Raw genomic sequence first — 23,231 nt, 5'->3', positions numbered from 1 at the left:
GCAAAAAGCGGATAATTTTCAGACCTGCGATTTCGCTTCTATGAAATGCTTCACATAATTTCAATAATAGAATTTAAAACTGGTTTTAGGTTAAATAAAAGTTACGGCTTGGATATTAATGCTGAAATGATGAATTGGGCTGAAATATTCAGCCCAGTTAGGCATTTAGCGGTGTGTTTTGCCTGGCATCCGTGGGTCGTCTTTGTAATGCGCAGTGGCAATCCATGCGGCGCAAAACAGCGTCAGCCGGGCAAAGAAGTAGAAGAACGCCATCAAGCCCAGTACAGAACCAAAGGCGGCGCCAGAAGGAGATTGAACCAGCGAGGGCAGCATGTAGGTCATCACAATCTTGATCACCTCAAAGCCGATCGCCGCGATAAACGTACCGCGAATCAATGCCTTTTTCCGGGGACGGTGACGCGGTAGCCGCCAGAAAATCCAGAAGAACAACAAGTAGTTGGCGAATATAGAGATCGCCAGACCAATCAGTCGCCATGCAGGTTTTAGCCACTCAATATTATCAAGATAGAGGGCGGAGATAATCATCTGCTGCGCCGAACCGGCAATCGAGGTGATGGAAAGCGTAACAATCAGCGCCACCAGCAGGCCAATCAGCGAAATAAAATCACGGAAATACTTCACCCAGATTTTTTCCTGGTCCTGTGGGTTACGCTCCCAGACATCCCGCGACTGGGCGCGTATCGCCTCGCGCAGATTGCCCATCCAGTTAACGCCGGAGTAGAGCGCAATCGCCAGTCCGACAATCCCCACCGTGGTACGCTGCTGCACGGCGGTATTGATGGTGCTTTTCAGGGTTGTCGCCAGCGTCGGGTCGCTAACGTTGGTCAGGATCTTCGTGAAAATGTCCTGCAATAGCGTGGGGTGTGAGGCCAGCACAAACCCGGCAGCGGCAAAGGAGACCATCAGGATGGGGATCATCGACAAAAATGAGAAATAGGTGATGGCCGCGCCAAACTGGTTCCCCATACGATCATTGAAGCGCTCAGTGGCGCGGATCAGGTGCGCAACCATTGGACGGCGCTGCACTTTTTTCGCCACTTGGGTGACCGTTTCCAGCGGTGAGGACGCTTTGTTGTCATCGGCGTTGGGAGGGGTGTCTTTCGTTGATGTTCCCGATGTATCCATTTTTCTGACTGGCTCGTAATCCAGATCCTGGGTCGGACGTTTTTCGCTGTTTTCCGGCGTCATCAGGGCAATTTTCCTTCTTTTTAACTCGCAGTGAATAAAATTATAGACTGCGTCTAATCAACGTAATCTTTCATCACCCCGGCCAGCCATTCCATGAACAGATGCACGCGACGCGACAGATTACGCCGATGGGGATAAATAAGTGATACCGGCATAGGTTCTGCACGATATTGCGGCAGGATCTCCACCAGCTTTCCTGCGCGCAGCGCTTCCCGCACGCCGACGCGCGGCACCTGGATAATGCCAAGCCCTGCGAGGCAGGCGGCGTGATAGGTCTCGGTACTGTTGACTGTCAAAATGCCGCCGGTTTTCACCCACGTGGTCTGCTTATCGAGGCAGACTTCAAAGCCTTGCGGACGCGCGCCGAGGTTGAGGGCATAATGCACAACCGCATGCGAAGAGAGATCGTCCAGACTTTCCGGGTAGCCGAAACGCGCCAGGTAGTCGGGGCTGGCGCAATTGATAATGGAAAGCTTACCCAGCGGGCGGGCAATCAGGCCGGAATCTTTCAGCGTGCCGACGCGAACCACGCAGTCAAACCCCTCGCGAATAATATCCACCAGCCGGTCGCTGCTGCTGAGTTCCAGTTCAATACCGGGATATTGCTGCAAAAACGCCGGTAGCCGTGGAATCACCAGGTTTTTCGCCACGGCCACGGGCATATCAACTCGCAACCGCCCACTGATGCTCGACGGATCGTGCAGAAAAAGCCCGTCAAGTTCGTCCATATTGGCGAGCAAATCTTTCGCCCGCTCGTAATAGACCATCCCGTCCTGGGTGAGCTGCACCCGTCGCGTTGTGCGATGCAGCAACTGCGTACCGAGGTGATTTTCCAGCGCCTGGACCTGCCGCGATACGCTGCCTTTAGGGAGGCCTAAAGAGTCTGCCGCGCGGGAAAAACTCTCCAGTTCTGCCACGCGGATGAACAATTGCATTGCATAAATTTTATCCATCGAACGCATCCATTGTTGTTGTAAATGAAACAGTGAAGCGTAATTCAGCGTCTTTATTGTTTTACCACCAGCTAATAAGCTTTTTCCACAGTCAATACCAAACAAAACGAGGTTTCTTATGACACAACGTATCGCATTAGTAACGGGCGGCAGCCGTGGACTGGGGAAAAACGCAGCGCTGAAGCTGGCAGAACGCGGAACCGCCGTCATCCTGACCTACAACAGCAATCAGCAGGCGGCTGATGAAGTTGTGGCGGAAATTGAGAGAAAAGGCGTGAAAGCGGTGGCTTTGCGGTTGAATGTCGGCGATGTCGCAAGCTTCGGGACTTTCGCCCTGGACGTACAGCATCAGTTAAAAAACGTCTGGAATCGGGATACGTTTGATTATTTATTAAACAATGCCGGTGTCGGCATCGCGGTTCCCTTTGCTGAGGCCAGTGAAGCGCAATTTGATGAATTAATGAACATTCATTTTAAAGGGCCGTTCTTCCTGACACAGCGTCTGTTGCCCTTGCTGGCAGATGGCGGACGCATCCTCAATGTCTCAAGCGGGCTGGCGCGCTTTGCGCTGCCAGGATACGCGACCTATGGCGCGATGAAAGGGGCAATGGAAGTGCTGACCCGCTATCAGGCTAAAGAGCTGGGCCCGCGCGGGATTTCCGTCAATATCATTGCCCCTGGCGCGATTGAGACCGATTTCCGCGGCGGTGAAGTCCGTGATAACCCGCAAATTAATAAACATATTGCCGGGCAAACGGCGCTGGGGCGCGTCGGTAAGCCGGATGATATTGGCGGCGCGATGGCGGCTCTGCTGAGCGACGATCTGGCGTGGATGAATGCTCAACGCGTGGAAGTCTCTGGCGGGATGTTCCTGTAGCAGGAAGATTGTTTAGCGTGATTTATGGGTCAACTTGCGTCTGGCTTATGAATCCTCCGCTGCCCGGCGGCGTTATGCCACCGGGCGGTGAGACTTATTGCTTCTGAAAGTGAGTGACTTTGATTCGGGCCGGTTTCTGTTTAGCGTCTAACGACCCGCTAATGCCCACCAGTTCGTCCGGGGAGACATTTTTGCCATCGAAAACGGCCATGGGTATATACACGTCAATTTGCCCGGTTTTGTCGCGGAACTGGTAGAGATCTTCCCCTGTTTTCTTCACAAGGTTCCCTTTGAGCGAAACGGAAGCGCCGTCATGCATGGCTTTCGCCTGTTTAATTGTCATGCTACGGGCATCTTCCATACCGCGATAGCCATCTTCCATTTTATGCGGCGGTGGCGGCGCTTTGTCCGTCTTTAACCCTGGTGCATCCTGCGCGAATGCCGCCATGGAGAATAATGCTGTAAAACTTGTTATCAGCAGAATCTTCTTCATATGCACTCCTCTTTATTGCCAAAACACTGCCTAAGCCTGGCACAGAGAGAGGAAGATGACAGGTGAATTATCTGCTTTCACGGTATTCATGGTGCAGCAGGCCAAACAGCCAGTCGTTATGCCAGCGGCCCGCCAGCCAGAAGGCTTCGCGCAGTTCACCTTCCTGCACAAATCCTGCCTTTTCCAGTAAACGTTTAGAGGCGTCGTTTCCTGCCGTTACAGTCGCGACAAGGCGACGAATGCCCCCTTCGGTGAAGGCATAGCGGCAGACCGCCTGTAATGACTCCAGCCCATAACCTTTTCCCTGCGCCTGGGGGGCAAAGAGAAATCCGACTTCGGCGCAGTCTGCTTCGTGATGGCGATAGCCCGTCACCCCAAGCGGGGTTTGCGTGGCGCTGTCGCGCACCACAAGACATAGCCAGTGTTCACAACCGGGAGACCAGGCGGGCAAGCGGGATTCAAACGCCTCGCGGATGGCTTCCTGCGGGCGGTCTTCTGCAACATAACGCATGACCTGCTGATCCTGCTGCAATGCGAGGAAAAAAGACCAGTCTTGCGGTGTTATCGGCGTGCAAATGAGCCGTGGCGTGACCAGTGTCGGCATAAAAATAGCCCCATTGTTTTTTTCGTGTTAAAACCGCTATCACTGATAATAATCATTAACTGGTCTATGTTTTAAGTATTCATAAATAAAGAAAAAATTAACGTTTCTTTTTTCCAGTTAATTATTTCACTGGTTGTACTTAAAGGAAAAGAATGACCCAAATATCCTCGCAGAACCTGGGGGAACAATTCGAGCAATGCACAGGAATTATTCGTCAGGCATCAAAAGAAATATTAATGCTGCTTAATGTGCATTTTGACGAAGGGAAGGACCCTCGCTGGTTTCTTGAACAACTCGATATCGCACGTCTGAGCCTTGGCGGATGGGGCGCTGTCGCAAAACGGTTAAGGCTTAATGATGCGGAATTAACCCAATTCACCTTACAGCTACGCCATTTGCAACAACTGGTGCCGTATTATGAAAAGGGGCAGAACGTTACGGAGAACCAGCTCATTGTCGCGCTGCGTTTCGTGCGCACGCTGGAACATCTGCGGGCGAAGCAACCGTTACTGACCTATGCGACAACCCTCAATGCAGACAAAGAAGGGCAGCAGCAGGGGTTAAAACAGTTACGCGCGCTGGAGTTGATGCTCAAATCGCTGGTGACTAATGCCTGGCCGGATGCGTTGCGGCTTAGCAATCACCTGAAAACGCGATTTGGCGCCGATTGTGTTCGTCGCTGGTTGAAAGTCGGCGATCGCAACGATGTACTCAGTGGTATGTTATTTAGCGAACTGGCGCTGTTATTAATTGATAAAAAAGAATTTAGTCAGCATTATGCCCGGCTTTTTAACGATTCACCGGTATTGAGTCTGTTTCTCGAGCCGCGCAAAACACTGCAAACCTTTCTGGACGATATTCGGCAAATACGCAGCGCTGTAGTCGCGGGGCAACCGTTAACCTCGAACCAGTTGATGCTACTGGAGAACTATTACCCGCAGATTGCCGGGCCAGTGCAACGGGCATGGGAAGACGGGCGCATACAGGTTAATCCCGCAAGCTTGCTGCGAGAGGCGGAAGATGATTTAGATACATTCTGGGAACAGGCGCGCAAGAAAGATCGGGCGGCGGGAGGTGATGCTATGCAAATTCGCGATGGAATTGAAAGGCCGGAAAAACGCGCCGCGCGTACCCGCGAGGAGCGTGAACAGATGCTTTCCAAAGCACTGTGGGGCGCAGTCGGCGTTGCGGTGCTGGTCATCGTGGCGGGAGCATTCTGGTTGTTTAGCGACTCATCAGTATCGGTACCGGTGTCAGGGCAGGGGCGGATTACGGTGCCTATCTCTCAGGATAAGGAAAAAGCGACGCCCAAAGAAGAGTTGACCAAAATGGGGATCCCCCGCGATGAGAGTAACTTCCGTTCCGCAATCGACCGCAACGATACCCGCGTCGTGTCGTTGTTTCTACGTACGGGCATGAGCTGGAAACTGTCGTGGACCGAGCAGGCGATGGCGAACGATTACACGGATGTGCTGGAGATGTTGCTGCGTTATCGGCTACAGATGGAAGAAAGCCGTCCATGCCGCCGGTTTATCGAAAACATGGGGCATGAGATGGCTTCCGGCACGAAACTGACATCGCTGCGTAAGAATTACCTGCAGGCGTTCTGTACATCGGAACCCGTCGTGAGACGTCAGCGTTATGAAATGGAACAGGCGAAGCTGCGTTATGAGGCTGCGCCTGACGATAACACGAAGAAATGGGCAGATATTCAGTCGGCAATTTATGATGCTATCGACTGAATAAACGGGGGAGCTACGGCTCCCCGTATAACCCGATGAGGCGACGAACCACACCGTTTGTCCAGCCAAAGCCATCCTGGAGCGGATATTCACCCCCACCCCCTTCGCGCGGCGTGCTGCTGGCGATATGGTATTTCTCGATAAGCTTGTGGTGGCGCTGGTAGAAATGGTTAACGGTGCGCAGCCAGTTATGGGCAATCTCGTCACCCAGCGCGTCGTTGCCGTACAGTTTGAAGCCCTGAATCGCCATCCATTGTAAGGGCGCCCAGCCGTTGGGTTTATCCCACTGCTCACCGGTTTCATACTCCGTCGCCAGAATACCGCCAGGCGTCATCAGGCGCGTGCGCGTGGCCTCAGCCAGTTTATCTGCCTGCTCATGCGTAGCCATGCCGACATACAGCGGGACCAGGCTGGCAGCGGAAAAGAGCGCCATTTCGCCACGACGCCAGTCATAGTCGCGATAACAGCCTTTTTCCTCATCCCACAAGAAGCGATTGACCGCCGCGCGTCTGTCGCTGGCTTTAAGACGGAATTCCGCCTCCTGCTCCCGTTCACCTTTTAAGCCGGCAATATTGGCTATAGCGCTTTCCAGTTTGAACAGGAAGGCGTTCAGGTCGATAGGGATGAACTGGGTGGTGCGAATACTCGCCAGGCGATTGGCATCTCGCAACCAGCGCGACGAATAGTCCCAGCCGGAAGCCGCACCCGCACGGAGATCCCGGTAGACCTCGTTAGCCGGGCGAGAGGAGTGCTTCGCGGTTTCCACATCCTCCAGCCAGGATTCATCACGCGGCGTGTCCCTGTCGTCCCAGTAACGGTTGAGCAGGGAGCCGTCAGGCATACGTACCGCGTGGCGATAGGCCTGGTTCGGCAGCAGCGACTCCGCGCCATCCATCCAGAAGTCATACTCCATAAGCAGATGGTCCAGGTAGCGCCGCGCGCCGCGCACGCCATCCTCTTCAAACAGTTCGACCATCAGGGCGAACACCGGCGGCTGCGAACGGCTGAGATAGTAGGTGCGATTACCGTTCGGAATATGCCCGTAGCGTTCAATCATCCACGCGAAGTTGTCCGCCATACATTTCAGCATGTCGTGGCGACCACTTTCCGCCAGCCCCAGCATGGTGAAGTAGGAGTCCCAATAGTAGGTTTCGCTAAATCGTCCACCGGGGACGATATAGGCCTGTGGCAGAGCGAGCAGTGATGACCACGGAATATGGTCCTGTGGTTCACGCGTCAGCACTGGCCAGAGCTGGTCGATATGCTCTTTGAGGGAGTTTTCCGGGTCGGAAACATATTCACTGCCATAGGTTTCCGGCATCCAGAAGTGCGCCTGAACAAACAGCCGCAGGTCAAAATCGGGTTTGCGCTTAATTTTGCGATAGCGAATTAAAATATCGAGCGGATCCATTTTCGGCGCACAGTCCGGGAATGTTTTGCTATCGGCAAAAATACGCGATGACTGCACGTGTTCAAACAGTTCAAGATAACGATCGGATGGGGTCAGGGCGTCCGAAGCAGGTAGCCCCTCGATCATTTCCGGTTCCGGCTCCGCGTCGATCATTTCAGCCAGTTTTAACTCGCAGGGATCGATTTCGTAGCGGGGTTCTTGTGCGATCCCAAATTCTACGGATTCAGCGCTGTGAAGTTTCTGGTTGAACATAATAATACTGGCCTCCGGAGGTCGTCGTAAGAGATTACGGGTGTTTCCCGGCATATCTATAAGCTTAGACATTCGCTTCGATCTTTGGGGCGCAAAGCGTGCGCTAGATCACGTTTAGGTGCGGGTGGAAAAAGAGCGAAATCAATTAATTTTTATAATTTCAATCGCTTAATTGCCGCTCCTCCGAAAGCGAAACGACAGAATTCAGAACATTCAAAATGCAACAGGTTATGAATATTCAGGGCAATTCCTTTAGCCTGGTAACTTTCCCGCATTCACGCCAGTCAGTAACCGCAAAAAATTTAGCGTTCGCGGGTTATTTTCACTCTCTCGGGTCACGATCGCCATGCATAACTCTGCGTCATCTTCGGCAAGCGGGATAAATTTCACCCCCTTCGGCTTGAGCTGATCAATGGGCCTGGGTAAGACGGAAACCCCCACGCCTGCGCCGACAAGTCCAATATGCGTCAATACTTCCGCCGCCTCTTGGACGACATAGGGAGTGAAGCCCGATTTCTGGCACATGCGCCTGACTTTATCCGGCACGGATGCGCCGGCCGTGTCGGGATAAAAGATGAAAGGCTCATCTTTCACATCGACAATGGTCAGGGTTTCACAGGCGGCTTTGGGGTGATCATCGGGCAGCACGACGCAGAGCTGGTCGCGCCTGAGTACCCGGATATTCAGGCCATCGCGGGTGGTCCCTGGCGTGACGCGAATGTATCCCACGTCGATATCCTCATTGAGCAGAGCGGTGAATTGCTGTTGTGAGTACATCTCGCTGAGCGTGACCCGAACCTCGGGGTAGTGACGGCGGAAAGCTTTTAGCGGCGCGCTGAGTTCATCGACCAGCAGCCCGGTGGTGGTAAAGCCAATGCGTAACTCGCCGCTTTTACCCTGCGCGATGGCCTGTAGCTCGGCGGGAAGGTCGCTGCTGAGTCGCAGCATCTCTCTGGCTTTAATCACGAAATGCTCGCCCGCTTCTGTCAACGCGACTTTGCGCCGGGTGCGATTGAATAACAGAACGCCCAGCTCTTCTTCAAGCGCCTGAATTTGCTGTGATAATGGCGGCTGGCCAATGTTGAGCTTTTCTGCCGCGCGGGTAAAGTGCAGCTCCTCAGCCACGGCCAGGAAATAGCGAAGGTGACGGAATTCCATTTATATTTCCAGCTATATAAATACATGTAGATTTATATATTGGACAGGTATAAATCGCAACCTTACCATAGCCGTCAGATTATAAATAAAACGCTATTCCACTCTTTTAAGGCTGCACCGCGCGTGCGGGCTGTGCGCTGATACCAGGGAAAACAGATGAGCAGTGAGTTATTGGTATTAATACCCGTGGCGTTTATTGCCGGAATTATCAATGCGGCGGTGGGCGGGGGCGGGTTGATTACTATGCCGACGTTTTATTCTACCCTGCCGCAGTTCACACCTGCCGAAATAATGGGAATCGACAAGTGCTCCTCCGTGATGGGGCACCTGATGTCTATCAAGCAATTCACCGCGCGCCTGCGATTACCATGGTCATTGATTTTGCCGACCGCAATAAGTGCGGTTATCGGCGCGTACACGGGCATAAGATTACTGGATTTTATGCCATCAGACTGGATGCGTCCGATAGTGATTGTGGTGCTGGCGATCATGCTGGCGTACACCTGGTTTAAACCGCAGTTTGGTCATAGTGATACCAGCCGGGAACCCACCCGAGGTGATTTGGCGAAGGGGATACTGTTAGGTTTTGCGATTGGCTTTTATGACGGTTTTATCGGTCCGGGTACCGGCAGTTTTCTACTCTTTTTATTTATTCGTTTTTTCCATTTTGATTTTTTACGGGCAACGGCCTGCGCAAAGGTGGTGAATTTCGGCACCAATTTTTCCACGCTGTTCTTTTTAATTCCTAATGGGCTTATTCATTACGATATTGCAATACCGTTAGGGATTTCCGCTATTTGTGGTTCGCTGGTGGGCGTGCGTGTTGCCCTGCGCGGCGGAAACCTGTGGATTCGCCGTCTTTTTCTGATTCTTGCCGCAACGCTGTTGATAAAGCTGTTATGGGAGACGCTGCATTAACGGTACATCAGGTTATCGAATGATCGGCTGATATCGTGGCATGTTATCGTCTGTGTTTTCGCCATATTTGCGTGAGACGATAATGGAATTCGTGACGACGACCCTCGACAACTGCCTTGATATCCGCCATCCGGTTTTATGGCCGCACCTTCCCCGCGATGCATCACAGGTGGAAGGTGACGATGATGCGCTGCATTTTGGCGTACTACATAACGGTAAACTGGTGAGCTGCCTGTCGGTCTTTATGCTGGATGCCTCGGTTTGCCAGATTCGTAAGTTCGCCACGCTGGAAGCGTATCAGGGGCAGGGCTTTGGCGGCTTTTTGTTGCAATCTGTACTGGAAAAGATGGCGGCAGCCGGCGTACATGACGTGTGTCTTGATGCGCGTATCGGGGCCGTCAATTTCTACAACAGGTTCGGTTTCCGTCCCGAAGGCGAACACTTCTTCAAAAAAGGGGTGGAGTACGTGCGGATGGTGCGGGGGTAAGGGACCGATCGAGCAGGGAGAGGGGATCGATCATGCGGGCTGCGGGCTGGCTTTTCACCCTCTCCCTTTTAGGGAGAGGGCTGGGGTGAGGGTCTGCGGAATTAACGCGGGATCTGCTGCGTAATGCAGTGAATATTGCCACCGCCGAGCAGAATCTCACGTGCCGGGATGCCGGTAATCAGGAAATCCGGGAACATCTGACGGAACAGCACTTCGGCCTGCGCATCGGTGGCCGGGTCCAGCAGCGGGTAAATAATATGGTCGTTGCTGACCAGATAATTCACGTAAGAGCCCGCCAGGCGATTACCTTCGGTGCGCTCAATCGCCGTCCCTTTCTCAACGTCACAGGTCTCTTCTGCGCTGGCATACAGCGGCTGCGGTGATGGCACTTTCCAGACTTTCAGCTTGCGACCACGCGCATCCGTGGTGTTTTCCAGGACGTTGAGTGCCGCAACGGAACGGGCGTACTGCGGATCGTTCTCGTCATCGGTCCAGTGCAACGCCACTTCGCCGGGGCGGACAAAACAGCACATGTTATCGATGTGACCGTCGGTCTCGTCGTTAAATACCCCTTCTGGCAGCCAGATAAAGGTCTCAACGCCCAGATACTCACGCAACTGCTGCTCAATCTCCGCCTGCGACAGGTGCGGGTTGCGGTTCGGGTTGAGCAGACACTCTGCGGTAGTCATCAGCGTACCTTCACCATCCACATGAATGGAGCCGCCTTCCAGAATCAGGTCGGTGTTGTAGCACGGCATCTGGTGATACTGCGCCACCTGGCCTGCCACTTGCTGGTCTTTATCCCAGCTTTCATAGAGGCCGCCGAGTAGACCGCCCCACGCGTTAAACGTCCAGCTTACGGCGCGAATCTCTCCCGCCGGGTTACGCACCACGGTTGGGCCGGTGTCGCGCATCCAGGCATCGTCGCTTTCCATCTCAACCAGCGTCACGCTGGCTGGCATGGTGCTGCGTGCTTTTTCCATTTCGGCACGCGGCACTGCCATAATGACAGGCGTCCTGCGGGAAATAGCCTCAGCCACGGCGGCGAACGCCTTTTGCGCTGGCGCACCGTTGGCGCGCCAGTTGTCAGTACGATAAGGCCAGCACATCCACACTGCCTGATGCGGTGCCCATTCTGCAGGCATGGCGAAGCCATCCTGACGTGGAGTTGTCAGCGCGGACATTATTTGCTCCTTTCGCTGCCGTCAGAGGTGGCGATGGTGCCGTACATGTTCGGACGACGGTCGCGGAACAGGCCCCACGATGCGCGCTGTGCGGCAATCGCGTCCAGGTCGAAGGTGTGCACTAGCACGGCTTCGTCAGTTTTGTTGGCCTGCGCGACCAGTTCACCGGTCTGATCGGCGATGAACGATGAACCGTAGAAGGTCATTTCCAGACCTTCGATGTACTTGCTCGCTTCGGTACCGATGCGGTTAGAGGCGATAACCGGCACCAGGTTTGCCGCCGCGTGGCCCTGCTGAACACGCGTCCAGTGCGGCTGGCTGTCGATGTCCGGGTAAGCGGGTTCAGAACCAATCGCAGTCGGGTAGAAAATGATTTCCGCGCCGTTCAGTGCCAGGCAGCGTGCGGTTTCCGGGAACCATTGATCCCAACAGATGCCCACGCCGATTTTCGCGTAGCGGGTATTCCACACTTTGAAGCCGGTGTCGCCTGGGATGAAGAACTGTTTTTCCTGATAAGCCGGGCCGTTCGGAATATGCGTTTTACGGTAGGTTTCCATCACGGTGCCATCGGCATCGATCATCACCAGCGAGTTGTAGTACGCGTTGTTGTGTTTTTCGAACAGACTTAACGGCAGCACAACTTCCAGCTCTTTTGCCAGGGCAGAGAAATGTTTGATCAGCGGGCTGGTGGCCACTTCTTGCGCCAGCGCATAGTGTTCCGGGCTCTGATCGATACAGAAATAGGGAGCAGCGAACAGCTCCTGAATCAGGATAACCTGCGCGCCTTGGCTGTGCGCGTCACGTACCAGACGCTCAGCGTTGGCAACGTTTTTTTCCAGTTCCCAGGTGCAGGCCATTTGAGTAGCGGCAACCGTTACATTTCTCATGAGCGTCTCCATAAAAGCAGATGTTGAAGTGTGCAGTTTATAAACACCAGGCGTGCTTACTTTACGTTGCAATGACTATAGCAATCCCCGGCGTTATGCATAAAATGTATTATTTGCATGAAATAATGAACAAGGTGCATAGTCATGATGGATCTGAATTTGCTGCGCCTGGTGCCGATTCTGGCTAAAGAAAAAAACGTCACGCGGGCCGCGCGCAAAGCCAATATTACGCAATCGGCATTCAGCCATGCGCTCAATCGCCTGCGCGAGCAGCTTAATGATGAGATGTTTGTCCGTACCCGCAATGGTATGGAACCGACGCCTTATGCGGCGTCGATGATCCCGGTGATTGAAAATGCCCTGAGCAAACTGGAGGCGGCCACGCGGGGGAAAGGCAATTTCAACCCGGCCAAAGATCCGCACACCTTTTATATTGGCGCGGTGGATTACTTCGAATTTATGTACATGCCCGCCCTGACGGCGAAATTTAAACACACTGCGCCGAATGTCCGTCTGTCCGTCGATATTCTCTCCGAAACCATTAAGTTTGAACGGGTGGAGCGCGGGCAATTGGATGCCTTTATCGGCGTGGATAACCTGCAATACATTCCTCAGTATTTTAATAAACACCCGCTGATTTCCGACCATTATGTGGCGATTGCCTCGCTGGAGCGTAGTGATCTGCCAGAACAACTGACCCTCAAACACCTGGTCACGGAAGCGCAAATCCACCTTCCGGCAGTAAGCTCCGGCGCGGACCATATTGATAGCTGGCTACTGACGCAGCACCTTTATCGCCCTCTCACGACGGTGGTGCAGAGTTACGCGGTAGGCGGCCGAGTGGCGGTGGCGTCGGGTTATCTGATGTGTGTGCCGTATCGCATTGCGAAGGAGCTTGCCGCGATGATGCCGTTACGGATTATGGCATTACCCGAGGGAGCGCCGTCTTATGACTTAATCCTGTTAACGCATCGTTTATTTGATTATCAGTCGGCATTACAGTGGTTGATTGAGGAAATGAGAACGGTAAGCGACGCATTTTAATAACGCTTTACATCATTGATATCTATTATAATCAATGCAAACATCAAATATATAAATAATATGATGGTTGCTTTTAACTTCTCACGTTGAAGCTATATGCTTTAAGTTAGTAAATATATTCTTGTTTTTCTGCGCGAAAGGATGTGGCGCTTGACCGCTCAGGCATATCTCCATAGTCTGTAAAAATAATATCATAGATATTCTATCTGGTTTGGTTCTTATGATTGAAAGATATTACATATAAGTTCGTTCTGAATATTTGTAATGGTTATATGTGTGATTTCCATTATTTAGCGTTTATCCAGGAAAGCAGTGTTGGATTCGAGGGGGAAGTAAGAATGGAACTAACTTTTTACTGATCAGGGGCATGGAGGAATTGTAATGATTAAAAGGATAAAGTTGAAATGCTTGCTAATATTAAGCTTGCTTTTGGGTTTAGTGAGTAATCAGGCATTTGCACTCTATTGGGATAAAACTGAAACCACCGTTTATATGGATGCTGCAAGTTTTCCCAAAACACTTGGAAATATAACATCAGCTGCCAGCCCTGCCGCATCTATTAATGTAACTGGTTGGCCAGACTCCGTTTCGAAGGACAGTGTCAAGGTTTGGTGGGCAAACTTTAACCCCGATTTAGCCAATCGTGGTTTTACCTTACAGGTTAATATTAATAACACCGGTTGGATTAATGCTAATGATGCGGCGCAAAAATGCGTCTGGATTGATGGGAGTTGTAAAGTATTGGGGGGAACCGTTGAATATAAAAACTATCCAACTCTGCCTATTTCGGTAAGATTATTAAGAAATAGTACTGCAGCCTATGAGGCAATTCCCATCTGGACAGAAATTGCAACTATAACTCTGCGACATTATTCAGCCACAGCAACGTCTGGCGGGTCAATGGTTAATCTGATTTATCGATTTAATGGTGATATTGTCCCCATTGTCCCAACCTGTGATGTCAAAACGTATGATACTTCTGTGACGCTACCGGAGGTAAGGCGTAGTGATCTGATGAGATCAATTTGGCGTTATCAGGGAGCAAACAAGGAATTTACTATTAATATAGACTGCAAAAATAATGTTGCTAAAGCGAATATTACCTTTAATGGCGATAAAATGCCCGGCGTGGGTAGCAATGATGTTCTCAAGAATATGAATTCGGGAAATGAAAATGTTGGCGTTCAGATCTTGTTTGATAACACGCCTCTTGTCATTGGCAAAGAAGTGTTAGTCAAATGGTGGCCTTCCGGTAATACCCCGATCAAATTTAAAGCCTATTATTTTACTAAGGGTGGGAGTATCTCTCCCGGAACGGTAAAGGCTAAAACTGAGTTTGTCCTTACTTACGAGTAAAATAGTAAAGAGGCATCGTTCGATGCCTCTTTATTGTTATGCACTCTGCGCCAGCACTTCCTGCTGTGGCGCCGCGCGATTCGTAGCGATTACTGCACTGTAACATACCGAACTCCCTGGATACCTGCTCCTCAAACACCTGGTCACCGAATTACCAATCCATCTCCCGCGGTAAGCTCTGGCGCGGACCATATTGATAGCTGGCTGTTGGTGCCGCACCTTTATCGCCCGCTCACGACAGTGCTGCGCGGCTGTGGCTTATCTGATCTGTCTGCCGTATCGGATAGCGAAAGATCTCGTCGCGATGATGCCACTACGAATTATGGCATTACCCGAGGACGTGCCGTCTTATGACTTCATCCTGTTAGCTTATCGTTTATTTGATTACCAGTCGGCTTTGAAGTGGTTGATTAAGAAATTAAAGCGGATGGGTCATAAATCTAAAAAAAATTTACCCATATTAACTTTATCTGTTTTTTTTAAACATTCGCCGTATAAATGTTAGAGCGTGTTATTTTTATCCTTAGTATTTATAAATTATGTGCGCATATTCTTATTTTATCTTCGAATGACGGTGGATTGTTGACAGATCAGGAGTTTCTACGTAGATTGCCTAAATAATATTCTCTGTGTTTTTTTGTTTTATATAATTGTAGTGAATGACTTAGGTTAACTTAATTATTATAATTATGCATAACCAGCGTTGCCATTTAACTTATCAATGAATAAAGAGAGTGTTAGAAAAGGAAGCGTTTTTCTTGTTTTATTTATGATTTCAAGGAGGGAGAGTGATTAAAAGAAATAGCTTAATACGTTATCTCATATCCGGCCTTTTCATTGGTTCAATCAGTCAGTATGCCGGTGCAGAGGAATGGACGGATTTTACGTGGACGAATACGGAAACCACGGTATATATGAACGCTTCAACATTTCCGAAAACGCTCGGAAATATCACGTCTCCAGCGAGCCCTACTGCTTCCTTGAAAGCGACAGGTAGACCAACTGAAGCAATGAAGGACAGCGTTAGAGTTTGGTGGGTCAATTTTAATCCTCAATTAGCCATTCGGGGGTTTACATTACAGGTAAATATTAATAATTCAGGATGGATCGAAGGAAATGCTGCTAAGGATGTGTGTGTCTGGGTTGATGGCGATTGCAAGCTTTTTCCAGGGCCCACAGTGCAATATGTCGACTATCCAACAGTACCCATTTCAGTCAGGTTATTAAGAAACAGTAAAGCTCCCTATGACCCTATCCCACAGGGAACAAATATAGCCTCAATTACTATGAGGCATTATACGGGTCTGGTGCCAACGGGCATTACTATGGGGAATCTTCACTATGTCTTCAATGGAGATATTGTGCCCCTCGTTCCTACCTGTGATGTCAAAACGTATGATAGTACTGTGACGCTACCGGAGGTAAGGCGTAGTGATTTAATGAGGTCACTTTGGCGTTATCAGGGAGCATACAAAGAATTTTCAATTAATATAGATTGCATAAATAATGTCTCTAAAGCGAATATTACCTTTAATGGTGATAAAATGCCCGGCGTGGGTAGCAATGATGTGCTCAAGAATATGAATTCGGGAAACGAAAATGTTGGCATTCAGATAACGTTTGATGATACGCCTCTCGAAATAGGAAAAGAAGTATTAGTAAAATGGTGGCCTTCCGAAAATACGAATCTAAAATTTAAAGCCCATTATTTTACCAAGAATGGGAGTATCTATCCCGGAACGGTAAGGGCTAAAAGTGAGTTTGTTATTACCTACGAGTAAAATAGTAAAGAGGCATCGTTCGATGCCTCTTTACTGTTATGCACTCTGCGCCAGCACTTCATGCTGCGGTGCCGCACGGTTAAACGCCTGATGTACAAAGCGGCGCAATAATTCTGTGGCTTCCGGCGAGGGCAGCACGCCGGACAGCAGTGCCAGCGGGTCAAAACCTTCTTCGGTAAGCACGGTTTCGCGCTGGCGAATCATGTCAGCGGCGATCTCCGGGGTGAACTCCGGGTGGAATTGCGTCGACATGGCGTTGGGCCCGTAGCGCACAATCTGATGCTGGTCATGAACGGATGACGCGAGCGCCAGTGCCCCTTCCGGCAGGCGAGAAACGGTCTGCATATGGGTCAGATGCGCGGGAAATTCACGCGGCAAGGTGCTCAGCAGCACATCATTACTGGCATGCGGATGAAGTTGAATCGCCTGGCTGCCGACCTCACGCCCCTGCGGGTGCCACTCCACTTCGCCGCCCAATGCATGCGCCATCAACTGGTGGCCGTAGCAGACGCCAAACAGCGACATTCCAATCGACATGGCTTCGCGTATCCACCCGGCAGCGGCTTCACTCCAGGAGAGACGATCCGTCACCATCGCCCATGAACCGGTAATCACGGCCACACGGTTGGCATCCGGCGGTGGAAGCGCTTCGCCTTCAAACACGCGGATCACTTCTGTTTTCTCAAGAGGGTGCTGGATGGCACGACAGAACCAGGAGGGAATATCGCCGTGGACTTCACGAATAGACTCGGAAGGAAAACCTACTTGCAGGATAATTAACGGACGGTCTGTCATTACAACCACTCTCTTCCTCTGCTGAACATTTGTTCAACTATGCGCCGAAAAGTGCGGCCTGTGAAGGGATTAGCGGGAACAGGATTGTAAAGGCGAAGCGGCAAGCAGAGCGCTTTGCAGGCCCGTACCGGGGCTATTTGTTTGTTTTAGTGGTGAAAAAACAAACACAGCAAGGCTTATGCTTTTTTTGGCTATTTTTAGCTTTTTTACGCTCGCGGGGGAGAGTACGTCAGTTCATATTGACAGCTATGCCCTTAGATGGTTGTATTATACAACTATTAATGCGAAGGGCTATAAGCATGCAAAACGCCAGTCTGATTAACGAAATCCGTGTTGCCTCCCGTCTTATGGTCCGTGAGCTAGGGTTTATGAATGCCACCCTTGCCGCCACAGACTATTCCCCTTCAGCGGTGCATACCCTGTTAGAAATTGAAAATCAGGGGGCTATGACCGCCGCGCAACTGGTACAGATGCTGGGGCTGGAGAAATCCAGCGTAAGTCGTATGCTCGGTAAGCTCGTCCGCGCAGGTGAAATTCAGGAAGTTCCGTCCAGAGATGATGCGCGTTTTAAAGAGCTGCAACTGACCGCGCAGGGAAAAGAGAGCGTCGCTCGCATCAACCAGTACGCCAGCATGCGGGTGGTCGAGGCGCTGGCGCATCTCACCTCTTCCCGGCAGCACGCGGTTGCCGAGGGCCTTTCAGCGTATGCGTATGCGCTGGCGGCCTGCCGGAACGGTGAAGCGCCGTTGCAACAAGGTGAGATTGAGATTGTTGCTGGCTATCGCCCCGGCATGATTGGCCGAATCAGCGAAATGCATGCCAGCTACTACTCCCGCCATTATGACTTCGGGTACTTTTTTGAAAGCAAAGTGGCGGCCGGGCTGGCTGACTTCGCCGGGCGTCTGGATGTTGCGTGCAATCGTATCTGGCTTGCCATTCATCATGGACGGATTGTGGGATCGCTCGCGATTGATGGGCAGGATCTCGGCAACAACGAGGCGCATCTTCGCTGGTTTATCCTGGACGACGATTGCCGTGGCGGCGGCGTGGGGCGTCGGTTGCTAACTGAGGCGATGAATTTCTGCGAAAGCCAGAACTTCGCGGCTGTGCAACTGTGGACTTTTAGCGGGCTTGATGCGGCGCGGCGACTCTACGAATCCTTTGGTTTCCGGCTGACAAAAGAGTGGCATGGGGAGCAGTGGGGCAGTGAGATGCTGGAACAGCAATTTACGCGCAAGGGCGTATGAGACTCGTGTAGCACCAGTATTGTGAGTGAATCAAAAATTTCCCATCCCGATAAACAGCCGTTTATTTTGTACGCGTTATCAACCCGGCAACTATTCTGTGAATTGCTGACCGGCGATGCTTCACCTGGAAATATTTAATCTAACGACCTGAAAATATTGGCTTGATGTTGTTATTTTTTTACAGGCGAATGGCTGAATGGGAATGGTATTCGTTTCGGATAGCATTGCACATATTTAATTTAAGTATATTGCCTGAGGAAATATAAGGTTACTCACAGAGATTAAAATGCTTTTATATCTGGTTTGCCAGGATGATAACTATACCCCGGTATTTAAAACGGTACCGGAATCCTTTGACCGGCAGGCAGCGAAAAAATCTCACCCAAAAGTCCTTTAAAAGTATGCGACTAAACGACATGTGGTTGCGTCTATCCCTGCCTGAACCCCACTGAGACCTGGTTTTGCGGTGCGAGAGTGATGACACCTCCGCCTGGTTAAAAAACGTACGAACGAGCATATTGCTGTCCGTACCATTCTGTTTCATGAGAATGTTCGCATATTGATGAAAATGATATTGATATCATCGAAGTATGTTCATCTATGGGAATGATTTATTACGACGATATTATCTTTTATAGAAACAAGGCATGGCACTTAAAAAATGTGAACGGCAGAGCGTTTTTTTCAAAACGTCATTTTGTTATATGGAATGCGTTTTTATATGAAACCGTCGCGCAATTTAGATTAAAGAATTTCAAATAAATGTCGTTATAACCCCTAATTCAACCAGATCGAGTGCTGCCATTATGACTTGGAAAAATACCCAGGGCCGAATAGGCCTGTTGCTTATAAGCTTTTTCGTTATCTTATTGATAGTTACCTATATTGTTATCAAGCTATTCGTTTCTCCGCAGATTATCGAAACGGAGACCAAAAATATTCAGGCGACGGTTGAATTACAAAGTAACGCGATAAAAGAGCAGATGAACCGCGTTAAGGCGCAGCAACGCTCCATCACTGAACTGGTTGTTGGGCTGCAAAGCGAGCAAATTGACGAATTACTGCCGCGCCTGGTAAACCAATACGGCGATTTAAACGTCTTCGGCGGCGGGATTTGGCCTCTGCCTGGTCAGCGTGATCCGGCGCGGGATAAATTCAGTACCTTCTATGCCCGCGACGGGGGCGGCAATTTGCAGGTCAACACCGTCTGGAACCAACCAGAGTCGGCAAAATACTGGGAACAGCCCTGGTATAAAGACGGTATGAATGCGCCAAAAGGCGAGTGTGCGTGGGCGAAAGCCTATCAGGACGCGGCCAGCCCGCAGCCGCGTACTAACTGTGCAATGGCAATCTGGAAAGACGGTAAAGCCTGGGGTGTGGCGACCATCGATGTGACGCTGGGCTTCTTTAACCAGCTTGCTGTCGACATGGGTAAAGCGGTAAACGGCAGCGTACTGATTGTTGAGGCGGACGGCAAAATCGTCGGTAACGGTTCCTCCGTGCAGGATAAACCGGCGCTGTCAAACGTTCGCGATCTGGGGATTCCGGCGGCGGCACCGTTAGTTAGTCTTTTAGGCCAGGGTAAAACAACGGAAGTGCGTGGCAGCTATGACGGTGAAGATGGGGCGCATTCTCTGTTCGTTCTGCCAATCAGCGGCAGCCCGTGGTTTATGGCGGTCGATATTCCGAGCAGCCATCTGGTAAGCATGTCTGACGCTATTATGACCAAGCTGACCATCGTACAGGCGATTATTGGCATACTTATCGTCTTTATCATGATGATTATTGTGCGCAATATTTTCCATAATGTGACCTTGCTCAATCGTAATATTGAAGCGCTGTCCAGCGGCGGTGCGGATTTAACGCAGCGTCTTGCGCAAAGTAAGAGTCCGGAATTTAACGCCATTATCAATAACTTCAATAAGTTCATTTCGTTCCTTAATGAGCTGATGCAGCAGGTAGGAAGTAGCTCGATGGCGATCTCTTCGGCTTCGCGCCAGATTGCCAGCGGCAACCTGAACCTCTCCTCGCGCACCGAAGACCAATCGGCCTCGATTGTGGAAACGGCGGCATCAATGGAAGAGTTGACCAGTACCGTGCGCCTGAACGCAGAGAACGCGTTGCAGGCGAACAAGCTGGCGGAAGAGGCCTCCGTTGCGGCAAAACAAGGGGCCAATGTGGTTAACAAAGTTGTCTCCACGATGAATAACATCAATGAGTCCTCCTCGAAAGTGGTGGAAATCATCAGTGTGATTGACGGCATCGCCTTCCAGACCAACATTCTGGCGCTTAACGCTGCGGTCGAAGCGGCAAGGGCGGGTGAGCACGGGCGTGGTTTCGCCGTGGTAGCCGGTGAAGTTCGTTCACTGGCGCAGCGCAGTGCCCGCTCGGCTCAGGAGATCAAGAAATTGATTGAAGAGTCGGTGAGCAGCATTGAGCAGGGCAGCGGGCTGGTCCGTCAGGCGGGTACGACGATGGACGGACTGATGGAAAAAGTGGAAGGTGTGGGCGTGCTGATTTCAGAAATCAGCTCTTCCAGCGATGAACAAAGTCGCGGGATTGCCCAGATCAATATCGCCATTAACCAGCTCGATAGCGCCACGCAGCAGAATGCGGCGCTGGTCGAAGAGGTGGCGGCGGCTGCGCAGTCGATGGAAGAACAAACCGTACAACTCGAAAACGTCGTCGGCAGCTTCAAGCTCTGACAGACAACATAGCCGACTCTGCGGAGTCGGCTTTCTTCTCTCTGGCGTCCACCATTTACCTTTTCCGTCAATGCCCGCTTTGTATTCCTCTTGTCGCAAAAAGCCATTCGCACTACTGTATTTTTACTAAACAGAGGACCATCCCATGCTAAACTGGTTTGCAAGCGGCGGCGCCGATTACGCCCGCTATCGCCCGGAATATCCCGCAGTCTTGCTGGATTACCTTCTTTCGATAACGCCGGAACATCACCATGCGCTGGATGTCGGTTGCGGTACGGGCCAATTGACCACGTTACTTGCCTCAGCCTTCGACAAGGTGACGGGGATTGATCCCAGCCAGACGCAAATCGACAACGCGACACCTCATGCCCACATTACGTATCTGCAAGGCCCGGCGGAACAGCTTCCGCAGACGCTACGCGATATCAATCTGATTACCGTCGCCCAGGCGGCGCACTGGTTTGATTTACCGGCCTTTTACCGGGAAGTCCGGCGGGTTGTGGCGCCGAACGCGGTGATTGCGATTATCAGCTACGGCGTGCTCAACCCTGACGAGACCCTTCGGGCGCGCGTTCGACAGTTCTACTATGACGAAATTGGCCCCTACTGGCCCCCGGAAAGGCAACTGGTGGATAACGGTTATGCGGACATCGCCTTCCCGTTTACGGAAATTCCCGTCCCGGAAATGTCGATTCGTTTGCAGTGGGATCTCGACGCCTTGATGGGCTATCTCTCCACCTGGTCTGCGGTGAAGCGTGCGCATGACGCCGGGCAGGAGGGTCTGTTAACCCGCTTTTACGACGACGTACGCGCTCTCTGGGGCGACCCGGTACAAACGCGGGTCTTTACATGGCCGATTAACATCAGAGCCGGGAAAATAGGGTAATTTTCCGGCGCGGGAATTCGGGAGATGGCGGACTGAGAGTGTCATGTCAGGCGGTGCGACTGTTATTACTGCTTTTCACTGTATCGCTTAGCTCTCGCCTTCTGCTGGTGGATAAAATCCTCAAGGGAGCGGTCGGGCCGTTCGGCAAACTGTTTCCCGGTTAAGGTCACAGCCTGGCAGCGATCGAGGCGGAAGCAGCGATAATCCTGACGCAACGTGCACCAGGCCACCAGTACCCATACTTCTCCCCAGAACGACAGGCCCAGGGGATGAACCGCCCGCTCAGAACCTTCACCCTGCTCGTTCTCATAACGGATCCAGACCTCATCGCGCTGGCGCATGGCCTGATGGAAGACATCAAACCAGCGCCGCGTCTGTGGGTACTTGCCAAAGTCCGGGGTCAGGATGCGGTTTCGTTCGGCCAGGATGCGCCGGTCTGTCGGCAGAACCGCCAGCAGCTTTTCCTGTGCCGAACCCGCCGCTTTAGCCAGTGTGTCGCCGCTCCAGGTTTGCAGCATGCCAATCGCGGCAATCAGCGCTTCCACTTCCATACCGGTGAACATCAGTGGGGGAATATCAAACCCCGGCATCAGGCGATAGCCGCTCCCTGCCTCGCCCTGAATGGGCACACCGGAGAGCGACAGATCGCGAATGTCCCGATAGACGGTACGCTCCGACACCTCCAGCCTCTCCGCCAGCAGAGCGGCCGTGACCCGACGACGTGTACGCAGGATCTGGACTATCTGGAACAGACGATCGGCACGGCGGCTCATGGCAAATTTCCTGTCAGTGGTCGGTTAATGTTGTCAGGCTGGTTGATGCAGCCCGACTTTATTCCCTTCACTGTCAATGATAAGTGCGATGGTGCCAATATCATCCGGTAAAATTTCTGGCCCGAAACAGCAAGTACCGCCTCTTTCCGCTACTTTTTTGAGGGACGCGGCGATGTCTGCGGTGTAGAGATAGACCACGGTGCCATTTGCGGAAGGTTGTAACGCCTCTGATTTTACCAGCGCCCCGCCGATTGCAGGCTCCTGATAATGAAAGACCGCCATCGACATACCGGCGACATGCTCCTGACGAAATTGCGCGTCGATGCAATGTTCATAAAACGCGGTTGCCCGTTGCAGATCCTGAACCGGAATCTCAAACCAGTTGATAACGTTGCTCATTTTCTTGCCCTCGTTGTGTTTTCGACAACGAGATAATGGCACCCCCCTCCTGACAGCATAGTGTCAGGAG

The 23,231-nt window shown here is 51.6% G+C and carries 21 protein-coding genes; 10 read left to right on the top strand and 11 right to left on the bottom strand.

Going from position 1 to position 23,231, the window contains the following annotated elements; translation table 11 throughout:
* Nucleotides 1–165: 165 nt before the first annotated feature.
* Together yhjD and ABU190_RS13490 are read right to left on the bottom strand one after the other, a co-directional pair.
* The gene (gene yhjD / locus ABU190_RS13495; RefSeq protein ID WP_354691587.1) at nt 166–1,209 is read right to left on the bottom strand and encodes an inner membrane protein YhjD; all 1,044 of its coding nucleotides are present in this window, start codon (nt 1,207–1,209) and stop codon (nt 166–168) included.
* A 53-nt stretch (nt 1,210–1,262) separates the two neighbouring features.
* Nucleotides 1,263–2,162, bottom strand: coding sequence for a LysR family transcriptional regulator (locus tag ABU190_RS13490; protein WP_071195020.1), 900 nt, complete (start codon nt 2,160–2,162; stop codon nt 1,263–1,265).
* Between the two features lie 118 nt (nt 2,163–2,280).
* Between ABU190_RS13490 and ABU190_RS13485 the strand changes: the two genes are divergently transcribed.
* On the top strand, nt 2,281–3,039 hold the full coding sequence (locus ABU190_RS13485) for an SDR family oxidoreductase (RefSeq protein WP_354691586.1): 759 nt from the start codon (nt 2,281–2,283) through the stop codon (nt 3,037–3,039).
* Between the two features lie 94 nt (nt 3,040–3,133).
* On the opposite strand, the gene ABU190_RS13480 is transcribed toward ABU190_RS13485, so the two are convergent.
* The gene (locus ABU190_RS13480; protein WP_193794614.1) at nt 3,134–3,532 is read right to left on the bottom strand and encodes a YdeI family stress tolerance OB fold protein; all 399 of its coding nucleotides are present in this window, start codon (nt 3,530–3,532) and stop codon (nt 3,134–3,136) included.
* Nucleotides 3,533–3,599: 67 nt separating this feature from the next.
* The gene (locus tag ABU190_RS13475) at nt 3,600–4,136 is read right to left on the bottom strand and encodes a GNAT family protein (RefSeq protein WP_354691585.1); all 537 of its coding nucleotides are present in this window, start codon (nt 4,134–4,136) and stop codon (nt 3,600–3,602) included.
* 152 nt (nt 4,137–4,288) lie between these two features.
* On the opposite strand from ABU190_RS13475, the gene ABU190_RS13470 reads away from it, so the two are divergent.
* Entirely contained in the window at nt 4,289–5,878 is a 1,590-nt protein-coding gene (locus ABU190_RS13470; RefSeq protein WP_354691584.1) for an STY4199 family HEPN domain-containing protein, read from the top strand.
* 13 nt (nt 5,879–5,891) lie between these two features.
* Here ABU190_RS13470 and ABU190_RS13465 read toward each other — a convergent pair whose 3' ends face one another.
* Nucleotides 5,892–7,541 carry an alpha,alpha-trehalase gene (locus tag ABU190_RS13465; RefSeq protein WP_354691666.1) on the bottom strand — a complete coding sequence of 550 codons (1,650 nt, stop codon included), beginning with the start codon at nt 7,539–7,541 and terminating at the stop codon, nt 5,892–5,894.
* Between the two features lie 252 nt (nt 7,542–7,793).
* The gene (locus ABU190_RS13460; protein ID WP_354691583.1) at nt 7,794–8,699 is read right to left on the bottom strand and encodes a LysR substrate-binding domain-containing protein; all 906 of its coding nucleotides are present in this window, start codon (nt 8,697–8,699) and stop codon (nt 7,794–7,796) included.
* Nucleotides 8,700–8,855: 156 nt separating this feature from the next.
* On the opposite strand from ABU190_RS13460, the gene ABU190_RS13455 reads away from it, so the two are divergent.
* On the top strand, nt 8,856–9,617 hold the full coding sequence (locus ABU190_RS13455; protein WP_271849344.1) for a sulfite exporter TauE/SafE family protein: 762 nt from the start codon (nt 8,856–8,858) through the stop codon (nt 9,615–9,617).
* A gap of 82 nt (nt 9,618–9,699) precedes the next feature.
* Complete coding sequence (locus ABU190_RS13450) at nt 9,700–10,104, top strand: GNAT family N-acetyltransferase (RefSeq protein ID WP_354691582.1); 405 nt, start codon at nt 9,700–9,702, stop codon at nt 10,102–10,104.
* A 101-nt stretch (nt 10,105–10,205) separates the two neighbouring features.
* On the opposite strand, the gene aguA is transcribed toward ABU190_RS13450, so the two are convergent.
* Together aguA and aguB are read right to left on the bottom strand one after the other, a co-directional pair.
* Entirely contained in the window at nt 10,206–11,288 is a 1,083-nt protein-coding gene (aguA, locus tag ABU190_RS13445) for an agmatine deiminase (protein WP_107224335.1), read from the bottom strand.
* Nucleotides 11,288–12,175: an N-carbamoylputrescine amidase gene (aguB, locus tag ABU190_RS13440; protein ID WP_354691581.1), complete on the bottom strand. Its 888-nt coding sequence runs from the start codon at nt 12,173–12,175 to the stop codon at nt 11,288–11,290. The genes aguA and aguB overlap by 1 nt, the downstream gene beginning before the upstream one ends.
* A gap of 144 nt (nt 12,176–12,319) precedes the next feature.
* Between aguB and ABU190_RS13435 the strand changes: the two genes are divergently transcribed.
* From ABU190_RS13435 to ABU190_RS13425, 3 genes are all read left to right on the top strand, one after another.
* Nucleotides 12,320–13,219 (top strand): LysR family transcriptional regulator, encoded by a 900-nt coding sequence (locus tag ABU190_RS13435; RefSeq protein ID WP_110295425.1) that lies wholly within the window; start codon nt 12,320–12,322, stop codon nt 13,217–13,219.
* Between the two features lie 381 nt (nt 13,220–13,600).
* Nucleotides 13,601–14,575 carry a fimbrial protein gene (locus ABU190_RS13430; RefSeq protein WP_354691580.1) on the top strand — a complete coding sequence of 325 codons (975 nt, stop codon included), beginning with the start codon at nt 13,601–13,603 and terminating at the stop codon, nt 14,573–14,575.
* Nucleotides 14,576–15,363: 788 nt separating this feature from the next.
* A complete protein-coding gene (locus tag ABU190_RS13425) occupies nt 15,364–16,356 on the top strand; it encodes a fimbrial protein (protein WP_354691579.1) in 993 nt (330 codons plus the stop codon).
* Between the two features lie 36 nt (nt 16,357–16,392).
* Here the strand turns inward: ABU190_RS13425 and ABU190_RS13420 are convergent, their stop codons facing one another.
* The gene (locus ABU190_RS13420; RefSeq protein WP_354691665.1) at nt 16,393–17,151 is read right to left on the bottom strand and encodes a glutamine amidotransferase; all 759 of its coding nucleotides are present in this window, start codon (nt 17,149–17,151) and stop codon (nt 16,393–16,395) included.
* Nucleotides 17,152–17,450: 299 nt separating this feature from the next.
* Between ABU190_RS13420 and ABU190_RS13415 the strand changes: the two genes are divergently transcribed.
* The 3 genes from ABU190_RS13415 to ABU190_RS13405 all read left to right on the top strand — a co-directional run bounded on the left by ABU190_RS13415 (nt 17,451) and on the right by ABU190_RS13405 (nt 21,989).
* A complete protein-coding gene (locus tag ABU190_RS13415) occupies nt 17,451–18,398 on the top strand; it encodes a bifunctional helix-turn-helix transcriptional regulator/GNAT family N-acetyltransferase (RefSeq protein ID WP_354691578.1) in 948 nt (315 codons plus the stop codon).
* Between the two features lie 806 nt (nt 18,399–19,204).
* Nucleotides 19,205–21,103 (top strand): methyl-accepting chemotaxis protein, encoded by a 1,899-nt coding sequence (locus ABU190_RS13410; RefSeq protein ID WP_354691577.1) that lies wholly within the window; start codon nt 19,205–19,207, stop codon nt 21,101–21,103.
* A gap of 145 nt (nt 21,104–21,248) precedes the next feature.
* Nucleotides 21,249–21,989: a class I SAM-dependent methyltransferase gene (locus ABU190_RS13405; RefSeq protein ID WP_354691576.1), complete on the top strand. Its 741-nt coding sequence runs from the start codon at nt 21,249–21,251 to the stop codon at nt 21,987–21,989.
* Between the two features lie 65 nt (nt 21,990–22,054).
* Here ABU190_RS13405 and ABU190_RS13400 read toward each other — a convergent pair whose 3' ends face one another.
* Nucleotides 22,055–22,762 carry a YafY family protein gene (locus ABU190_RS13400; protein WP_039080252.1) on the bottom strand — a complete coding sequence of 236 codons (708 nt, stop codon included), beginning with the start codon at nt 22,760–22,762 and terminating at the stop codon, nt 22,055–22,057.
* A 33-nt stretch (nt 22,763–22,795) separates the two neighbouring features.
* The gene (locus tag ABU190_RS13395) at nt 22,796–23,161 is read right to left on the bottom strand and encodes a VOC family protein (RefSeq protein WP_354691575.1); all 366 of its coding nucleotides are present in this window, start codon (nt 23,159–23,161) and stop codon (nt 22,796–22,798) included.
* Nucleotides 23,162–23,231 lie beyond the last annotated feature (70 nt).

This window comes from Phytobacter sp. RSE-02, assembly GCF_040578655.1.
In the GTDB taxonomy this organism is placed as follows: Bacteria; Pseudomonadota; Gammaproteobacteria; order Enterobacterales; family Enterobacteriaceae; genus Phytobacter; species Phytobacter diazotrophicus.
Note: the sequence above shows the minus strand (reverse complement) of the source record. Positions and strands in the feature narration are given on the sequence as shown.

Coding starts and splice junctions, on each gene's coding strand:
- ABU190_RS13395 (WP_354691575.1), bottom strand. CDS start 23,161: ATGAGCAACGTTATCAACTGGTTTGAGATTCCGGTTCAGGATCTGCAA.
- ABU190_RS13470 (WP_354691584.1), top strand. CDS start 4,289: ATGACCCAAATATCCTCGCAGAACCTGGGGGAACAATTCGAGCAATGC.
- ABU190_RS13410 (WP_354691577.1), top strand. CDS start 19,205: ATGACTTGGAAAAATACCCAGGGCCGAATAGGCCTGTTGCTTATAAGC.
- ABU190_RS13415 (WP_354691578.1), top strand. CDS start 17,451: ATGCAAAACGCCAGTCTGATTAACGAAATCCGTGTTGCCTCCCGTCTT.
- aguA (WP_107224335.1), bottom strand. CDS start 11,288: ATGTCCGCGCTGACAACTCCACGTCAGGATGGCTTCGCCATGCCTGCA.
- ABU190_RS13485 (WP_354691586.1), top strand. CDS start 2,281: ATGACACAACGTATCGCATTAGTAACGGGCGGCAGCCGTGGACTGGGG.
- ABU190_RS13475 (WP_354691585.1), bottom strand. CDS start 4,136: ATGCCGACACTGGTCACGCCACGGCTCATTTGCACGCCGATAACACCG.
- ABU190_RS13455 (WP_271849344.1), top strand. CDS start 8,856: ATGAGCAGTGAGTTATTGGTATTAATACCCGTGGCGTTTATTGCCGGA.
- ABU190_RS13405 (WP_354691576.1), top strand. CDS start 21,249: ATGCTAAACTGGTTTGCAAGCGGCGGCGCCGATTACGCCCGCTATCGC.
- yhjD (WP_354691587.1), bottom strand. CDS start 1,209: ATGACGCCGGAAAACAGCGAAAAACGTCCGACCCAGGATCTGGATTAC.
- ABU190_RS13480 (WP_193794614.1), bottom strand. CDS start 3,532: ATGAAGAAGATTCTGCTGATAACAAGTTTTACAGCATTATTCTCCATG.
- ABU190_RS13465 (WP_354691666.1), bottom strand. CDS start 7,541: ATGTTCAACCAGAAACTTCACAGCGCTGAATCCGTAGAATTTGGGATC.
- ABU190_RS13490 (WP_071195020.1), bottom strand. CDS start 2,162: ATGGATAAAATTTATGCAATGCAATTGTTCATCCGCGTGGCAGAACTG.
- aguB (WP_354691581.1), bottom strand. CDS start 12,175: ATGAGAAATGTAACGGTTGCCGCTACTCAAATGGCCTGCACCTGGGAA.
- ABU190_RS13430 (WP_354691580.1), top strand. CDS start 13,601: ATGATTAAAAGGATAAAGTTGAAATGCTTGCTAATATTAAGCTTGCTT.
- ABU190_RS13450 (WP_354691582.1), top strand. CDS start 9,700: ATGGAATTCGTGACGACGACCCTCGACAACTGCCTTGATATCCGCCAT.
- ABU190_RS13400 (WP_039080252.1), bottom strand. CDS start 22,762: ATGAGCCGCCGTGCCGATCGTCTGTTCCAGATAGTCCAGATCCTGCGT.
- ABU190_RS13420 (WP_354691665.1), bottom strand. CDS start 17,151: ATGACAGACCGTCCGTTAATTATCCTGCAAGTAGGTTTTCCTTCCGAG.
- ABU190_RS13435 (WP_110295425.1), top strand. CDS start 12,320: ATGATGGATCTGAATTTGCTGCGCCTGGTGCCGATTCTGGCTAAAGAA.
- ABU190_RS13460 (WP_354691583.1), bottom strand. CDS start 8,699: ATGGAATTCCGTCACCTTCGCTATTTCCTGGCCGTGGCTGAGGAGCTG.